Below are 13,563 nucleotides of genomic sequence, written 5' to 3' on the forward strand. Positions count from 1 at the left end.
TTGCTATGAGTAGAGAGCGCCGCCCGTAAAGGCGGCACAAGGGATTAGCTGAACAGAGAGTAGAAAATAGCGGAGATCGCAATCAGACCCATGCCGATAACGAAGACATTGCTGATGTGACCGCTGTATTTGCGCATCGCCGGGACTTTCTGAATGGCGTACATCGGCATCAGGAACAGGATCATCGCAATAATCGGACCGCCCAGGGTTTCGATCATGCCGAGGATGCTCGGGTTCAGGGTTGCCACAATCCAGGTGGTTACCAACATAAACAGCGCGGTGATTTTATTCAGACGGCTGATTTCAATGGTTTTGCCACGGCTACGCAGGGACTTGATCACCATACCGTTGAAGCCTTCGCGCGCACCCAGATAGTGACCGAGGAATGATTTGGTGATGGCGATGATGGCGATAATCGGTGCCATCCATGCGATGATCGGCGCGTTAAAGTGGTTAGCCAGGTAAGACAGAATAGAGATGTTCTGATCTTTCGCAGCCTGTAAATCAGCTGGGGTCAGGCTCAGCACGCAGCTGAACACGAAGAACATGACCGTCAGCACCATCATGATGTGTGCGAACGCCAGAATGCGGGAGCATTTTTTCTCAGCAGCATCGCCGTATTCTTCACGCTTCGCCACGGCGAAGGAGGAGATGATCGGGGAGTGGTTGAACGAGAACACCATCACCGGAATGGCAAGCCACAGGGTCATCCACAGGCCTTTACCGGTGCTGGCTGCCGCATCAAACGACAGCGTTTCCAGCGCGGCACCGCTCCACTGCGGGATCAGGTACAGGGCCAGCAGCATCAGCGCGAACACAAACGGGAACACCAGAATACTCATCGCTTTCACGATCATCTGCTCGCCGAAGCGCACGATGGTCATCATGCCGACGATCAGGATCAGGGAAAGAATGAAACGTGGTGGAGGCGTCATACCCAGCTGGTGGGTCATAAAGCTGTCAACGGTATTGGTGATCGCCACGCTGTAGACCAGCAGGATCGGGTAAATCGCGAAGAAATAGAGCAGGGTGATGAGTTTACCTGCGCCGATACCAAAGTGTTCTTCAACGACTTCAGTAATATCCTCACCCGGATTTTTGCCGGAAAGCACAAAGCGGGTCAGACCACGGTGAGCAAAGAAGGTCATCGGGAAGGCGATAAGTGCCATGATGATCAGCGGGATCATGCCGCCGACACCGGCGTTAATTGGCAGGAAGAGCACACCTGCGCCGATAGCGGTGCCATAAAGGCCCAGCATCCACATCGTGTCGGTTTTACGCCATGTGCTGCGCGTTTCTACGGCAGCAATAGTGCTGGTTTGAGTTGTTTCCATCTGTATCTCCTGGAGGAAGCTAAATATCAGGTTTTTCAGTGCAATCTAATGAAAAGTGGCCTGACGGTAATATGAAATTTGTTCAGCGATGGTTTTTTTATAATTTCTTGCCGTAATTATTGGCGGGCGGAAAGATACATTTATGTAATGAATGTATCAGTGATCGCGATCGCAAATGCAATAATCCGCTTTTGATGTGGTGATTATCAGGTCATCCCACTGAAAAGCGATCACACCCCAAAATTAATGGTGGCGCAGGCTAACACCGACAACATATGCGCGCAAAGCCTGCACTGCGAAATACGATAAAATCGCTGTAAAAGATGATGTAAACAGGGTTTTCTGGGGCGTTTCTGGGCTAACAGTGAATTTTTAGCGGTAGAGGAGAGTGCGCAACCGTTTGGCAATGGGCGGGGTGATAAGTTTAGCTTATGGCTGCTGGGGTGATGTTGCCCGGCGGTACAGGCTTGCCGGGCCTGTGAAATGAACGCTGCATGGCAGAGGGAAGGCCGGGTAAGCGCAGCGCCACCCGGCAAGACAGTACAACAGGCCGGGTAAACGTTGCGCCACCCGGCAAACGAACCTGCTATCAGGTCATAATTTCATAGCACGGAATATACGCGGAGCCCGGCAGCTTCATGCGGTGCTGGGCGACAAAGCCCTGCAGCAGATCGTCCATGCGGCGCATCATGTTGCTATCGCCGTGGATCTTATACGGCCCATACTTTTCAATGGCCTGGATCCCGGCTTCTTTAACGTTACCGGCGACAATCCCCGAGAAGGCGCGACGCAAATCCGCTGCCAGGATTTCTACCGGCTGATCCGGATAGAGCTTCAGGTTTGCCATATTTTCATGGGACGGGATGAACGGCACCTGCAACTCTGGCGCGATACGAATTGACCAGTTAAAGCTGTAAGCATCGCCGGTATCGCGACGGTTTTCTTTCACCAGCGGCATCGCTTTTTTCATCTGCCGCGCCACTTCATGGGCATCATCGATAATCACGCGGTAATAACGACGCGCGCCTTCGCCCAGCGTATTCACAATAAATTCGTCGAGCACGCGGAAGTAATCGGCGCTCTGTTTTGGCCCGGTGAGGATCAGCGGCAACACCTGGTCCTGGTTGGCCGGATTCATCAGAATGCCCAGCAGATACAGCAGCTCTTCCGCCGTGCCGACGCCGCCCGGGAAGATGATAATGCCGTGGGCAATACGTACGAAGGCTTCCAGACGTTTTTCAATGTCCGGCATGATCACCAGCTCATTGACTAAGGGATTCGGTGGTTCAGCGGCGATAATCGACGGCTCGGTCATGCCGATAAAACGGCCCTCTTTGTAACGCTGCTGCGCATGACCGACCGCTGCGCCTTTCATGGGCGCTTCCATCGCTCCCGGCCCGCAACCGGTGCAGATGTTCAGTTCGCGCAGGCCCAGCTGGGTGCCAACGCGACGCGCGTACAGGTATTCGGTTTCGTTAATCGAGTGGCCTCCCCAGCACACCACCATGTTCGGTGCTTCACCGACATGCAGCGCACGGGCGTTACGCAGGATCGAAAACACCAGGTTGGTAATGTGGATCGAGCTTTCCAGATCTAAATGCTGGAAACGACCGGCGTTGTGGATCTGGCCATTAACGAACAGGATGTCGCGCAGCACGGCAAACAAGTTGGCCTGCAGCGCACGGATAATGCGGCCATCCACAAAAGCATCTTCCGGGGGATTGATCAGTTCAAGCTTCACGCCGCGCTCGCGGCGCAACACGTTAATGTCGAAACTTTCAAAACGCGACAGCAGCTCTTTGCTGTTATCGGTCAGACTCCCTGAGTTAAGTACGGCAAGTGAACAGTTGCGAAATAGCTGGTACAGGTCGCTGCTGGCCGTGCGTTTAAGCATATCGACTTCCAGCTGCGACAACATATCCATTGAGCCTAGCGGGCTAATATGTGTAATCAAGTGAGCTCCTTACGGGGCGAAAATCGCCACTCCCAGTGATTACAATAGCCCTGGCTTATGACGTTTAACAACCTCGCGCGCCGAATGTGCGGCGCAAATGCAGAAAATGATAGTTTTACTGGCGAACCAGTCGCCCGGTGGATGGCGTAAAGTCGCTGTTGGTGCGCCATGGATTAATATCCAGCCCACCGCGACGGGTGTAACGCGCGTACACGCTCAGATGTTCTGGCTGACAGAAACGCTGCACATCGTTGAAAATGCGCTCGACGCACTGCTCATGAAACTCGTTGTGATGGCGAAAAGACACCAGGTAGCGCAGCAGCTTTTCACGATCGATTTGCGGCCCGCGATACTGGATCTGCACCGAGCCCCAGTCCGGCTGGTGGGTGATCAGGCAGTTGGATTTCAGCAGATGGCTGACCAGGGTTTCTTCGACAATCCTGCCGCTGGCGGCCTGATGCAGGTGCTCCGCGCTGAAGTCGTAGCTGTCGATAACAATGTCCTGATCGTCAATGCAAATGCCGTTAAAAGGCGCGATCGGCTGGCCTTCCAGTTCATGAAGACGGAACAGGACCACGCTCACGTCACCCTGCGCACAGGCGCTGAGATCGCGTTGCAGCGTGGCCTGCACTTCATCCCAACTGGCGAATCTCGTCTGGTTAAAGCTGTTGAGATAGAGCTTAAAACTCTTGGATTCAACCAGATTGACGCTGGCATAATCAAGCTCCACCTGACCGACCGCCACCTGCGGTAGACCGTTGCTGTTAAGCCATGACAGCTCATACAGCGTCCAAATATCGCCACCGTGGAAGGGCAGGTTATCGGCATGCAGGCCGAGCGGATCGCGGTTCAGGCTGCGCGGCACACCCTGCAACAGGCTGGCGTCGTAGGTATCGCGGTACGCGGTGGATTTGCCGAGCGTCAGGCCAGCCAGCGCCTGGTGGTTATCATAAGAAGACATGTTTCATCGCCATTTTGCAGGTAAACTATCCGCCAAGTTTATCCTGGCTTTAGTGAAGAGAGAAATCGGTGGACACAGAAACGGCGCTTGCCCTGAAAGCATTTACCGCACGCTATTGCGATGCCTGGCATGAGACACACAACAGTTGGCCGCAGAGCGAGGAACTGTATGGCGTGCCTTCGCCCTGCATTATCTCCACCACCCAGGACAGCGTGTTCTGGCAGCCGCAACCCTTTACGGGGGAAGCCAATGTAAACGCGGTTGAACGGGCTTTAGATATTGTGGTACAACCCGCGCTGCATGCGTTTTATGCCAGTCAGTTTGCCGGCGATATGCCCGCGCGTTTTGGCGCACAGACGCTGACGCTACTGCAAACCTGGAGCCCGGACGACTTCCGTCGCGTGCAGGAAAATCTGATAGGCCATCTGGTAACGCAAAAACGTCTTAAGATTTCACCCACGCTGTTTATCGCCACGCTCGACAGCGAACTTGACGTTATCGCCGTTTGCAACCTGACCGGACAAGTGATTGTCGAAACCATCGGCACCACAACGCGCACGGTGCTTGCCCCGTCGGTTACGGAATTCCTTAATCAGCTTGAGCCTGTTCTGTAATCCAAAACACTACCGATTTTGTGAGAGATCTCTTACAGAGCCTGTAGGAGATCACCAGGACTTTCTTATTTTATCGCGCGCCGAATTCCTCTCTTAAAATATTAAATTCAAGAAGTTAAGTCTGTAAGTTGATACTTTCGTTCGAAGCTTATCTCATGATGTTCGTAAGCACCTCCTTGTAGGACAGCAAGAAAAAGCAGATTCTTACCCTCGTTGAACAGGAGTTCACAGTGCGAAGTGGATGCCGGGATGGTGTAGCTTCGCAGCAGGAACACCAGGACGGTGCTGCAAGGAAAGGCTTCTGGATGAAGCAAAGTGGATAACGCAGGACGCGTTCAAGGACACCTCCAGGATGGAGAATGAGAGCCGGTCAGGATGCCCGGCGGACCAGGATGTTCAGGGAAGGGCGTTACGGATAACGCAAATCGTATCAGGATGATGCGAGCAGGATGCAGTAGTTTACGGATGAATGGTTTATGGATGAACAGGTCAGGAGACCGCAGGAAAAGTTGTCACGGACGAGCAGGGAGCAACAAAAGTAGCTGGAATGCTGCGAAACGAACCGGGAGCACTGTTTTTACAGTGCTCCCTTTTTTTGTTCAGGCCCGACTAATGCTATCCTGCGCGCCAGTTTTATTTTCAGTCGAGGTTGATATGACTACCCATCATCACGTGCGCCAGCAACTGTTCAGCCTGGAAACCCTGTTAAACGAGCAGGGGATCTGGCAATCCAGTGCTCCGGCCACCAGCGCTTTTGAAAGTACCGAACCCTTTTGTCTGGACACCATGGAGCCGTTTGAGTGGCTGCAATGGGTGCTGATCCCGCGCCTGCATGCCCTGTTAGACAGCGGGCAGCCGTTGCCACAGACCTTTGCCATCGCCCCTTATTATGAAGTCGCCCTCGATGCCAGCCACCCGGCCCGGGATGTCGTGCTGGTGCAGTTACAGCAACTTGATGCGCTCTTTGCCGGCGATAACGCCTGATGCTGGAGATCATCTATCAGGACGAATGGCTGGTGGCGGTGAACAAACCGTCCGGCTGGCTGGTACACCGTAGCTGGCTCGATCGCGATGAAAAAGTCGTGGTGATGCAAACGGTGCGCGACCAGATTGGTCAGCACGTGTTTACCGCCCATCGCCTCGATCGTCCTACCTCCGGCGTGCTGCTGATGGGATTGTCCAGCGAGGCGGGACGCCTGTTATCTCAACAGTTTGAACAACACCAGATGCAAAAGCGCTACCACGCGATCGTGCGCGGCTGGCTGATGGATGAGGCCGAGCTGGATTATCCGCTGGTAGAAGAGCTGGATAAAATCGCCGACAAATTTGCCCGCGATGACAAAGGCCCGCAGCCAGCGGTGACGCACTATCGCGGCCTTGCCACCGCCGAAATGCCCGTCGCCACCGGCAAATTCCCGACCACCCGCTACGGGCTGGTAGAGCTTTTGCCCAAAACAGGGCGCAAGCACCAGCTACGCCGCCATCTCTCGCATTTGCGCCATCCGATTATCGGCGACAGCAAACACGGCGATTTAAAGCAAAACCGCAGCGCCGCCGAGCACTTCGGCTGCCAGCGTCTGATGCTGCACGCCAGCGAACTGTCGCTGACCCATCCCTTTACCGGCGAACCACTCGTGCTGCGTGCCGGGCTGGACGAGGTGTGGATGCAGGCAATGGAGCACTTTAGCTGGCGCGGGCTTCTCCCTTTAAATGAAAGGGTTGAGTTTGCCGCACACAGCGGTCAGGATGATGAGAGTCAAGTCTGAGCAAGGAGTGGATAGCATGGCAGAAGTAGGCATATTTGTCGGCACAACGTATGGCAACGCCCTGCTGGTGGCGGAAGAAGCAGAAGCGATCCTTAATGGCCTTGGGCATAAAGCCACGGTCTATGAAGATGCCGTGCTCGCCGACTGGCAGCGCTATCAGGATAAAATCATTCTGGTGATCACCTCCACCACCGGACAGGGGGATTTTCCGGACAGTATCGCCCCGTTATTCCATGCGGTGAAAGATCAGATCGGCGTACAGCCCGATTTACGCTACGGCGTGATCGCCCTTGGCGACAGCACCTACACGCACTTTTGCGGCGCGGGTAAAACCTTTGACGCCCTGTTGCAGGAGCAAAATGCGCAGCGGCTGGGCGACGTGTTACTGATCGACGCCAGCGAAGACCCGGAGCCGGAATCCGTCGCTAACCCGTGGGTTGAACACTGGGCGACGTTACTTAACTGACCCGAAACGGGCCACTTTCCTGCACAAAGGAGGGCGGCCTGACTAACACCTCTTTTAGCGCAAATCATCTCTTCACTTTTATAGTAATGATTACTATAGTAACAGTGATTACATGGAGGTGGTCAGTGGCATACTACAAAACCAGGCTTTTCAAGCGAAAAACTAAACACACGAGCCTAAGTGACGAGTCGCTTTTAAAGGCCGCCAAAGAAGTAGAATCAGGGCAACACGATGGCGATCTTGGCGGTGGCGTGATTAAAAAACGTATCGCCATCAAAAACGCCGGTAAGCGCGGTGGGGCCAGAACGATAATTTTCTTCAAATCCGGCAGTCATGTGTTTTTTGTCGATGGGTGGGAAAAGAAAGATGTGCCTAAAAGCTCAAAGGAGATTGAAGAGGACGAACTGGAGACGTACAAAGACCTTGCCTCCGCGTTCTTAAACTACAATGAGGCCAACATCGCCGCGCTGATTGAGCAGGGAATACTGTCCGAAGTGAAAGAGGTGAAATGATGAGCGCTACTATGCAAGATCTGCTGGAGTTCTCAAAAGAGCTGCATGCTGCGGGTGGATTGAGCGATGAGAAAATGTCGCGCATTTCTGCGCGTGCTAAGGCCAACGAGTTAAGCAAGCGCATTCCTAAAGTGCAGCCTATGACGGGTGAAGACATTCGTGCCGTCCGCGTGAAATACGGTATGTCACAAGCCGTTCTCGCTACTGCGATGGGCATGACTGTTGCCTCAGTCTCTAAATGGGAACGCGGAGAGATAAAACCCAGCGGACCCGCGCTACGGCTTCTGAATACCCTTGCCGTGAAGGGGCCAGACATTTTTACCTACTAACCAAAAGCCACCCATGAGGTGGCTTTTGGTATTTTTATTTCCCCCGATGTTCATTTCCGTGAAGTACTCCCCATAGCCCTGGGCTTTTGCATCAAACCTTCACCCCACGTTTACGCAATGTTGTGGGGTTGCACAGTGAGAGTTCGTAGCCCGCTTTTTATACTTTTTGAGCCAGATACAAATGCAGCCTGCGGGGGAAAGCGACCTGACAGAGGCGCTGCAAAAAACATAACAGCATGATCCTGGAACACCCTACAACTGTCCCGCCAGGATACGTGCAACGAACATCTACGCTTCGGGAGTACAACCATGAGTTCATTAAGCCACGCGGCGAGCAGTGCGGAAAAGCGCACCAACGCCCGTTACTGGATAGTGGTGATGCTGTTTATCGTCACCTCCTTCAACTACGGTGACCGCGCCACGCTGTCTATCGCCGGTTCGGAAATGGCCAAAGATATTGGCCTTGATCCTATCGGAATGGGTTATGTTTTCTCCGCATTTTCATGGGCCTATGTCATCGGTCAGATCCCTGGTGGCTGGCTGCTTGACCGTTTCGGATCCAAACGTGTCTATTTCTGGTCCATTTTTATCTGGTCCGCCTTCACCCTGTTGCAGGGCTTCGTCGATATTTTCAGCGGTTTCGGCATCATCGTCGCGCTCTTTACCCTGCGCTTCCTGGTCGGGCTTGCGGAAGCGCCCTCCTTTCCCGGTAACAGCCGTATTGTTGCCGCCTGGTTCCCGGCACAGGAGAGGGGCACCGCCGTCGCCATTTTTAACTCCGCGCAGTATTTCGCCACGGTGATCTTCGCGCCGATCATGGGCTGGTTAACCCATGAAGTGGGCTGGTCGCATGTGTTCTTCTTTATGGGCGGTCTGGGAATTGTGATCAGCTTCATCTGGCTGAAAGTGATCCATGAACCTAATGAACATCCTGGCGTAAACAAAAAAGAGCTGGAGTACATCGCCGCAGGCGGCGGGCTGATCAACATGGATCAGAAAGGCCCCAAAGTGCATGTGCCACTGCGTCAAAAATGGGGGCAGATCAAACAGCTGATCGGCTCGCGCATGATGGTCGGCATCTATCTGGGGCAATACTGTATTAACGCCCTGACTTACTTCTTTATTACCTGGTTCCCGGTTTATCTGGTGCAGGCGCGCGGCATGTCGATCCTGAAAGCGGGCTTTGTCGCCTCAGTACCGGCGATCTGCGGGTTCATTGGCGGCGTGCTGGGCGGGGTGATTTCCGACTGGCTGATGCGCCGTACCGGTTCGCTGAATATCGCCCGTAAAACGCCCATCGTACTCGGCATGATGCTCTCGATGGTGATGGTGTTCTGTAACTACGTCGATACGGAATGGATGATCATCGGCTTTATGGCGATGGCATTCTTCGGCAAAGGCATCGGCGCGTTGGGCTGGGCGGTGATGGCGGATACCGCGCCCAAAGAGATCAGCGGCCTCTCCGGTGGGTTGTTCAATATGTTCGGCAACGTCTCCGGCATCGTTACGCCGATCGCCATCGGTTATATCGTCGGCACCACTGGCTCCTTTAACGGTGCGCTGATTTACGTCGGTATCCATGCGCTGGTGGCGGTACTGAGCTATCTGGTGCTGGTCGGTGACATCAAACGTGTCGAACTGAAACCTGTGACAGGACGAGAATGATGAATACACAAGCCAGCCCGCGGGTCACCAGCATGCGCGTCATCCCGGTTGCCGGACACGACAGTATGCTGATGAATATCGGCGGCGCACATAACGCTTATTTCACTCGCAACATCGTGGTGCTGACCGATAACGCCGGAAATACTGGTGTCGGTGAAGCGCCGGGTGGGGAGACGATTTACCAGACGCTGATGGATGCCATCCCGCAGGTCGTGGGTCAGGAAGTCGCCCGTCTCAATAAGGTCGTTCAGCAGGTACATAAAGGTAATCAGGCTGCGGATTTCGACACCTTCGGCAAAGGCGCATGGACGTTTGAACTGCGCGTCAATGCGGTGGCCGCGCTGGAAGCGGCGCTGCTGGATCTACTGGGCAAAGCGCTGAACGTGCCGGTGTGTGAACTGCTCGGCCCCGGTAAACAGCGCGATGCGGTAACCGTGCTTGGCTATCTGTTTTACGTCGGCGACCGCACGCAAACGCCGTTGCCGTACCTTGATGCCACGCCGGGCAATCATGAGTGGTATCACCTGCGTCATCAGCAGGCGATGACCAGCGAGGCGGTCGTGGAGCTGGCGCAGGCCGCTCAGGATCGCTACGGCTTTAAAGACTTCAAACTCAAGGGCGGCGTGCTGCCCGGCGAGCAGGAAATCGACACCGCACGTGCGCTCAAGAAACGTTTTCCGGATGCGCGTATTACGGTGGACCCCAATGGCGCCTGGCTGCTTGATGAGGCTATCCGCCTGTGCAAGGGACTGAACGATGTGCTGACCTACGCGGAAGATCCGTGCGGCGCAGAGCAGGGCTTCTCAGGGCGCGAAGTGATGGCGGAATTCCGTCGCGCCACCGGTCTGCCGGTCGCGACCAATATGATCGCCACCAACTGGCGGGAAATGGGCCACGCCGTCATGCTCAATGCGGTCGATATTCCGCTGGCGGATCCGCACTTCTGGACGCTGTCCGGCGCGGTGCGCGTGGCGCAGTTGTGCGATGACTGGGGGCTGACCTGGGGTTGTCATTCCAACAACCATTTCGATATTTCGCTGGCGATGTTTACCCATGTTGGCGCGGCCGCACCGGGTACGCCAACGGCAATCGACACCCACTGGATCTGGCAGGAGGGCGATGCCCGTCTGACGACACAGCCGTTGGAAATTAAAGCAGGCAAAATTGCCGTCCCTGATGCGCCGGGACTGGGCGTGGACATCGACTGGGGCCAGATTGAGAAGGCCCATGCGCTCTACAAAACCTTGCCGGGCGGCGCGCGTAATGACGCCGGCCCTATGCAGTACCTCATCCCGGGCTGGACGTTTGATCGCAAACGCCCCGTCTTTGGACGCCATTGATCAGACTAAAAGGATGACAGAATGAGCACGACTACTCCCGTTGTTACTTCCATGCAGGTGATCCCGGTTGCCGGTTACGACAGTATGCTGATGAATCTGAGCGGTGCCCATGCGCCGTTCTTCACCCGCAACATTGTGATCATCAAAGACAACGCTGGACAGACTGGCGTGGGTGAAATCCCCGGCGGCGAGAAGATCCGCACAACGCTGGAAGACGCCGCCGCGCTGGTGGTGGGTAAAACCGTCGGCGAATACAAAAATATCCTCACCGCCGTGCGCCAGGCCTTTGCGGATCGCGATGCCGGTGGCCGTGGGCTGCAAACGTTCGATCTGCGCACCACCATCCACGTGGTGACCGGTATTGAAGCGGCGATGCTGGATCTGCTCGGCAAACACCTCGGCGTTAACGTGGCTACGCTACTGGGCGACGGGCAACAGCGCAGCGAAGTCGAAATGCTCGGCTACCTGTTCTTTGTCGGCGATCGCAAACGCACGCCGTTGCCGTACCAGAGCCAGCCGGACGAGAAATGCGACTGGTATCGCGTGCGTCACGAAGAGGCCATGACGCCGGATGCCGTCGTGCGGCTGGCGGAAGCGGCCTACGAAAAATACGGCTTCAACGATTTCAAACTGAAAGGCGGCGTGCTGGCCGGTTTTGAAGAGGCTGAAGCGATTGTCGCGCTGGCAAAACGCTTCCCGCAGGCACGCGTCACTCTCGATCCAAACGGGGCCTGGTCGCTGGATGAAGCCATTGCCATCGGTAAAGAGCTGCGCGGCGTGCTGGCCTACGCCGAAGATCCGTGCGGTGCGGAGCAGGGCTTCTCCGGGCGTGAAATCATGGCGGAATTCCGTCGCGCCACCGGCCTGCCGACCGCCACCAATATGATCGCCACTGACTGGCGTCAGATGGGGCATACGCTGTCGTTGCAGTCGGTGGACATTCCGCTGGCGGATCCACACTTCTGGACCATGCAAGGCTCAGTGCGGGTGGCGCAAATGTGTCATGAATTTGGCCTGACCTGGGGCTCACACTCCAATAACCACTTCGACGTTTCGCTGGCGATGTTTACCCATGTCGCGGCGGCAGCACCGGGCAAAATTACCGCCATTGATACACACTGGATCTGGCAGGAAGGCAATCAGCGCATCACCAAAGCGCCGTTCGAAATTAAAGGCGGCATGGTGCAGGTCCCCAACACACCGGGGCTGGGCGTCGAACTGGATATGGACCAGGTGATGAAGGCGCACGAGCTGTATCAGAAACACGGCCTGGGCGCGCGCGACGATGCCATGGGCATGCAGTACCTGATCCCCAACTGGACGTTTGATAATAAACGCCCGTGCATGGTGCGTTAAAGAAATCCCGCCGGTTCTTGCGGGAACCGGCATCTTCCCGGCTCATTCGGGCGGATAATACTGGCAGTCAACATACCTAAGGACAGCATATGAAAATTGTGATCGCACCGGACTCATACAAGGAAAGCCTGAGTGCGCTCGATGTCGCTACCGCGATAGAACGCGGTTTTAAAGAGATTTTCCCGGATGCGGAGTACGTCAAACTGCCGGTGGCGGATGGCGGGGAAGGCACGGTAGAAGCGATGGTGGCGGCCACCCACGGCAGGATAGTGAAAGTCAACGTTACCGGCCCGCTCGGAGAGCCGGTGGCGGGCTTTTATGGTATTTCCGGCGATGAACAGAGCGCTTTTATTGAAATGGCCGCCGCCAGCGGTCTGGAGCTGGTACCTGCGGCACAACGCGACCCATTAATAACAACATCCTGGGGCACCGGCGAGCTGATCCGTCACGCCCTCGATGCGGGCGTGAAACACATTATTATCGGGCTTGGCGGCAGCGCCACCAATGACGGCGGTGCCGGAATGGTACAGGCACTGGGCGCGACGCTGTTGAATGCGCAGGGTAACGCGCTGGGGCAGGGCGGTGGCGAACTGGCGTCGCTGGCACGGATCGACGTCAGTGAACTGGATCCGCGTCTGAAAACCTGCCGCATCGAAGTGGCCTGTGATGTGACCAACCCGCTCACCGGCGACGATGGCGCCTCGGCGATTTTCGGCCCGCAAAAGGGCGCAACAGACGAGATGATCGCCCGTCTCGACAATGCGCTGCATCACTATGCAAAAATCATTCAGCGCGATCTGGATGTGGACGTGCTGACGCTGGCGGGCGGTGGGGCGGCGGGCGGTATGGGAGCCGGACTGTATGCCTTTTGCGGCGCAGAACTGCGTCGCGGCATTGAGATCGTTACCGATGCGCTGCATCTGGCTGAGCACGTCGCTGATGCCGATCTGGTGATCACCGGCGAAGGGCGTATTGACAGCCAGACCGTGCACGGCAAAGTGCCGGTCGGCGTGGCGAAAGTCGCGAAAAAGTACCATAAACCGGTGATTGGTATCGCCGGCAGCCTGACGGCAGACGTGGGGGTCGTGCATGAACACGGCCTGGACGCCGTATTCAGCGTCATCTACTCGATCTGTTCGCTGGACGATGCGCTGAAAAATGCCGGTGAAAATGTCCGCATGACCGCGCGCAACGTCGCGGCAGTGTTAAAAGCCGGACGGGGATTACCGCCGTCAGCCTGACAACGTCTCCCTCTCCCTGCGGGAG

13 protein-coding genes are annotated in these 13,563 nt (G+C 55.7%); 10 read left to right on the plus strand and 3 right to left on the minus strand.

Translation table 11 applies throughout. The features are described 5' to 3' along the window. Positions 1-44 precede the first annotated feature (44 nt). The 3 genes from KW828_RS05330 to queF all read right to left on the minus strand — a co-directional run bounded on the left by KW828_RS05330 (position 45) and on the right by queF (position 4,249). Positions 45-1,334 carry an HAAAP family serine/threonine permease gene (locus KW828_RS05330; protein WP_218335437.1) on the minus strand — a complete coding sequence of 430 codons (1,290 nt, stop codon included), beginning with the start codon at positions 1,332-1,334 and terminating at the stop codon, positions 45-47. Positions 1,335-1,923: 589 nt separating this feature from the next. Beyond that, positions 1,924-3,288 carry a nucleotide 5'-monophosphate nucleosidase PpnN gene (gene ppnN / locus KW828_RS05335; protein WP_218335438.1) on the minus strand — a complete coding sequence of 455 codons (1,365 nt, stop codon included), beginning with the start codon at positions 3,286-3,288 and terminating at the stop codon, positions 1,924-1,926. A 115-nt stretch (positions 3,289-3,403) separates the two neighbouring features. Beyond that, positions 3,404-4,249 (minus strand): NADPH-dependent 7-cyano-7-deazaguanine reductase QueF, encoded by an 846-nt coding sequence (gene queF / locus KW828_RS05340; RefSeq protein ID WP_218335439.1) that lies wholly within the window; start codon positions 4,247-4,249, stop codon positions 3,404-3,406. Between the two features lie 68 nt (positions 4,250-4,317). Between queF and syd the strand changes: the two genes are divergently transcribed. The 10 genes from syd to KW828_RS05390 all read left to right on the plus strand — a co-directional run bounded on the left by syd (position 4,318) and on the right by KW828_RS05390 (position 13,538). Beyond that, complete coding sequence (gene syd / locus KW828_RS05345; RefSeq protein WP_218335440.1) at positions 4,318-4,863, plus strand: SecY-interacting protein; 546 nt, start codon at positions 4,318-4,320, stop codon at positions 4,861-4,863. A gap of 654 nt (positions 4,864-5,517) precedes the next feature. Beyond that, on the plus strand, positions 5,518-5,847 hold the full coding sequence (locus KW828_RS05350; RefSeq protein ID WP_218335441.1) for a YqcC family protein: 330 nt from the start codon (positions 5,518-5,520) through the stop codon (positions 5,845-5,847). Next, a complete protein-coding gene (gene truC, locus KW828_RS05355; protein WP_218335442.1) occupies positions 5,847-6,629 on the plus strand; it encodes a tRNA pseudouridine(65) synthase TruC in 783 nt (260 codons plus the stop codon). Before KW828_RS05350 ends, truC begins: the two co-directional genes overlap by 1 nt. A 16-nt stretch (positions 6,630-6,645) precedes the next feature. After that, positions 6,646-7,095 carry a flavodoxin gene (locus KW828_RS05360; protein ID WP_218335443.1) on the plus strand — a complete coding sequence of 150 codons (450 nt, stop codon included), beginning with the start codon at positions 6,646-6,648 and terminating at the stop codon, positions 7,093-7,095. A 125-nt stretch (positions 7,096-7,220) separates the two neighbouring features. Next, on the plus strand, positions 7,221-7,607 hold the full coding sequence (locus tag KW828_RS05365) for a type II toxin-antitoxin system RelE/ParE family toxin (RefSeq protein ID WP_218335444.1): 387 nt from the start codon (positions 7,221-7,223) through the stop codon (positions 7,605-7,607). Continuing rightward, complete coding sequence (locus KW828_RS05370; RefSeq protein ID WP_218335641.1) at positions 7,607-7,936, plus strand: DNA-binding transcriptional regulator; 330 nt, start codon at positions 7,607-7,609, stop codon at positions 7,934-7,936. Before KW828_RS05365 ends, KW828_RS05370 begins: the two co-directional genes overlap by 1 nt. Positions 7,937-8,245: 309 nt before the next feature. Then, positions 8,246-9,601 (plus strand): MFS transporter, encoded by a 1,356-nt coding sequence (locus KW828_RS05375; protein ID WP_218335445.1) that lies wholly within the window; start codon positions 8,246-8,248, stop codon positions 9,599-9,601. Beyond that, complete coding sequence (locus tag KW828_RS05380; protein WP_218335642.1) at positions 9,601-10,941, plus strand: glucarate dehydratase family protein; 1,341 nt, start codon at positions 9,601-9,603, stop codon at positions 10,939-10,941. The genes KW828_RS05375 and KW828_RS05380 overlap by 1 nt, the downstream gene beginning before the upstream one ends. A 21-nt stretch (positions 10,942-10,962) precedes the next feature. After that, positions 10,963-12,297 carry a glucarate dehydratase gene (gene gudD / locus KW828_RS05385; protein ID WP_218335446.1) on the plus strand — a complete coding sequence of 445 codons (1,335 nt, stop codon included), beginning with the start codon at positions 10,963-10,965 and terminating at the stop codon, positions 12,295-12,297. A gap of 89 nt (positions 12,298-12,386) precedes the next feature. After that, positions 12,387-13,538, plus strand: a complete 1,152-nt coding sequence (locus tag KW828_RS05390; RefSeq protein WP_218335447.1) for a glycerate kinase — start codon at positions 12,387-12,389, stop codon at positions 13,536-13,538. Positions 13,539-13,563 lie beyond the last annotated feature (25 nt).

It is taken from the genome of Enterobacter sp. ENT03, from assembly GCF_019218745.1.
Taxonomy (GTDB): Bacteria; Pseudomonadota; Gammaproteobacteria; order Enterobacterales; family Enterobacteriaceae; genus Enterobacter_D.

Coding starts and splice junctions, on each gene's coding strand:
- KW828_RS05390 (WP_218335447.1), top strand. CDS start 12,387: ATGAAAATTGTGATCGCACCGGACTCATACAAGGAAAGCCTGAGTGCG.
- KW828_RS05330 (WP_218335437.1), bottom strand. CDS start 1,334: ATGGAAACAACTCAAACCAGCACTATTGCTGCCGTAGAAACGCGCAGC.
- KW828_RS05380 (WP_218335642.1), top strand. CDS start 9,601: ATGAATACACAAGCCAGCCCGCGGGTCACCAGCATGCGCGTCATCCCG.
- KW828_RS05370 (WP_218335641.1), top strand. CDS start 7,607: ATGAGCGCTACTATGCAAGATCTGCTGGAGTTCTCAAAAGAGCTGCAT.
- KW828_RS05360 (WP_218335443.1), top strand. CDS start 6,646: ATGGCAGAAGTAGGCATATTTGTCGGCACAACGTATGGCAACGCCCTG.
- truC (WP_218335442.1), top strand. CDS start 5,847: ATGCTGGAGATCATCTATCAGGACGAATGGCTGGTGGCGGTGAACAAA.
- gudD (WP_218335446.1), top strand. CDS start 10,963: ATGAGCACGACTACTCCCGTTGTTACTTCCATGCAGGTGATCCCGGTT.
- KW828_RS05375 (WP_218335445.1), top strand. CDS start 8,246: ATGAGTTCATTAAGCCACGCGGCGAGCAGTGCGGAAAAGCGCACCAAC.
- queF (WP_218335439.1), bottom strand. CDS start 4,249: ATGTCTTCTTATGATAACCACCAGGCGCTGGCTGGCCTGACGCTCGGC.
- KW828_RS05350 (WP_218335441.1), top strand. CDS start 5,518: ATGACTACCCATCATCACGTGCGCCAGCAACTGTTCAGCCTGGAAACC.